The 588-nt window shown below is 65.3% G+C and carries 1 protein-coding gene; it reads left to right on the top strand.

The window, feature by feature from the left end; translation table 11 throughout:
• Window positions 1-588, top strand: a 588-nt coding sequence (locus HHX35_RS42410; protein ID WP_182904251.1) for a glycoside hydrolase family 11 protein, incomplete at both ends; no start/stop codon positions are given.

Here is a 588-nt window from a genome sequence, read left to right as displayed (position 1 = left end):
GCCGTCACCACGAACCAGACCGGCACCAACAACGGCTACTTCTTTTCGTTCTGGACCGACAGCCAGGGCACGGTCTCCATGGATCTGGGGTCCGGCGGGAACTACAGCACCTCCTGGCGCAACACCGGCAACTTCGTCGCCGGCAAGGGCTGGATGCCCGGCGGGCGCAGGACCGTGACCTACTCGGGCAGCTTCAACCCCTCCGGTAACGCCTACCTGTCGCTGTACGGCTGGACCAGGAACCCGCTGGTGGAGTACTACATCGTCGACAACTGGGGCACCTACCGGCCCACCGGGACCTACAAGGGCACCGTCACCACCGACGGCGGCACCTACGACATCTACGAGACGACGCGCTACAACGCGCCCTCCATCGACGGCAACCAGACGTTCAACCAGTACTGGAGCGTCCGCCAGCAGAAGAGGACCGGCGGAAGCATCACCGTCGGCAACCACTTCGACGCCTGGGCCCGTTACGGCATGAACCTGGGCAGCCACGACTACCAGATCCTCGCCACCGAGGGCTACCAGAGCAGCGGCAACTCCAACATCACCATCGGCGGCTCCACCTCCACCGGCGGCCCCACC

The organism is Microbispora sp. H10830 (genome assembly GCF_014161375.1).
In the GTDB taxonomy this organism is placed as follows: domain Bacteria; phylum Actinomycetota; class Actinomycetes; order Streptosporangiales; family Streptosporangiaceae; genus Microbispora; species Microbispora catharanthi.
This window is presented reverse-complemented; position numbering and strand designations above follow the sequence as displayed.